At 40.1% G+C, this 1,749-nt stretch carries 3 protein-coding genes; all 3 read left to right on the top strand.

What is annotated here, in order from left to right; genetic code table 11:
- The coding region (locus AC1DVJ_RS30830) for a sugar phosphate isomerase/epimerase family protein (RefSeq protein ID WP_477596722.1) at positions 1-283 on the top strand (283 nt) is incomplete at its 5' end.
- A gap of 112 nt (positions 284-395) precedes the next feature.
- On the top strand, positions 396-1,337 hold the full coding sequence (locus AC1DVJ_RS30825; RefSeq protein WP_477596720.1) for a methylenetetrahydrofolate reductase: 942 nt from the start codon (positions 396-398) through the stop codon (positions 1,335-1,337).
- A 105-nt stretch (positions 1,338-1,442) separates the two neighbouring features.
- On the top strand, positions 1,443-1,749 hold a 307-nt coding region (locus tag AC1DVJ_RS30820), incomplete at its 3' end, for a hypothetical protein (RefSeq protein ID WP_477596718.1).

Here is a 1,749-nt window from a genome sequence, read left to right as displayed (position 1 = left end):
GGTCAATCATCTGTCGGTTCGGGTTTTGGCAGATTTCTATCATATGGATGAAGAGCAGGATCCGCTGTCTACACTTATCGAAAATAAAGAGTGGCTTCAGCATATCCATCTTGCCGATACCGGGCGGTTGTCGCCGGGGACAGGGCAGTATCCCTATGATCAATTTGTATCTGCATTGAAAGCGTCAGGCTATAAAGGTATGATTTCCGCGGAGTGTACCGTTCATGATCCGGAGAAGGAGTTTGCGGCAAGTTTGGCTTTTATGAGAAAAAAATTCCAATAAAGACTGTATCGATTTGAAAAGGAATTAGCTAATTGGGGTCGAAATATACAATACCGAGTAGTTTACTATGAATTCATTTTTTCGGAAATTAGGAAGATAGGTAGGTAAGCTGATGTTAAAAGATAAAATACTTCGAAGAGAACCTGGTATCATCACCTACGGTATGACACYGCCTAAGGAAACACAATCGTTAGAGAAAATGGCTGAGATTGCACAAAAACAATGTGAGCGGCTTCAGAAGCTTCAAATAGATGGCTTAATTCTCTATGATGTGCAGGAGGAAAGTGATCGCATAGATCAAGATCGACCTTTTCCTTATTTACAAACGGTTGATCCAACAACATACAGTAAGGAGTATTTAACCACGTTAAATATCCCGAAAATTATCTATCGCTGTGTGGGTAAATATACAGAGGAGCAATTATCGGAATGGATTCAATCTGACCTTGATGAAGATCGATTTTCCGTGTTTGTCGGGGCATCTTCCAGTAAGCAAGAAGTAAGTATGGGACTGCCAGAAGCCTATGAGTTAAGCAAAAAGCTAAATGATAATCTAACTTTAGGTGCAGTTGTCATCCCAGAAAGACACATGAAAAAAGATGATGAGCATCTTAGAATGGTTAGCAAAATAGCGAGTGGAAGTCGGTTCTTCATTTCTCAAGCAACTTATAATGTTGAAGCGTCTAAGAACTTCTTATCGGATTATTATTATCATTGTAAAGAAAATAAACTAGACATGGTCCCGATTTTAATGAATATTGCGCCTTGCGGATCCACCAAGACACTGGAATTTATGAAATGGCTAGGGATCAGCATACCGAAATGGTTGGAAAATGATTTGAAATTCTCACATGATGTTTTAGACAAATCCGTAGCGGTATCGCAACAAATTTTCGAAGAAATTTTCGAATTCGGCCTAGAAAAAGGGATTCCTATCGGGTGCAGTGTTGAGAGTGTCTCCACTCGTAAAGTCGAAATCGAAGCTTCCATTCAATTGTTACATGAGATTAAAGCCATGATGGAGAAGAAAATGCGGTCAACATTTGTGTTTTAATGGTTGTATATACGAAGGAGCAAATCTGCCTCAGCAGTTGCTCCTTGTTTTATTTTAGCTGATAAAAGGGGGATCACCTTGACAATATACATGYATGTAAACGAAATGACAGATGTTTGGCAAACCGCAGGTTTCTCTGAAAGCGAAATACAAAGCTGTTTGGCCTACTTAGAAGGGAACCTCTTGGAAGCTGAACTGATGGAAAGATTACCCCTTGTAGACTTCAAATCCCTGCAGCGAGAACAGCGTCGAAAAGCATGGGCTTTGTTTGCCATGTTTAGGAAGAGGAAAGCAGACCCGGTTATGATTGGGAAATATCTATCACTTCTCATATACGCAGGAAGGGATAGCTTTCTGGAATCAAGTATCGATTTTAATATGGAGGATGCCTTATGGCGAAGAGGATGTTTAC

It is taken from the genome of Paenibacillus sp. P4_A9, from assembly GCF_056402415.1.
This window is presented reverse-complemented; position numbering and strand designations above follow the sequence as displayed.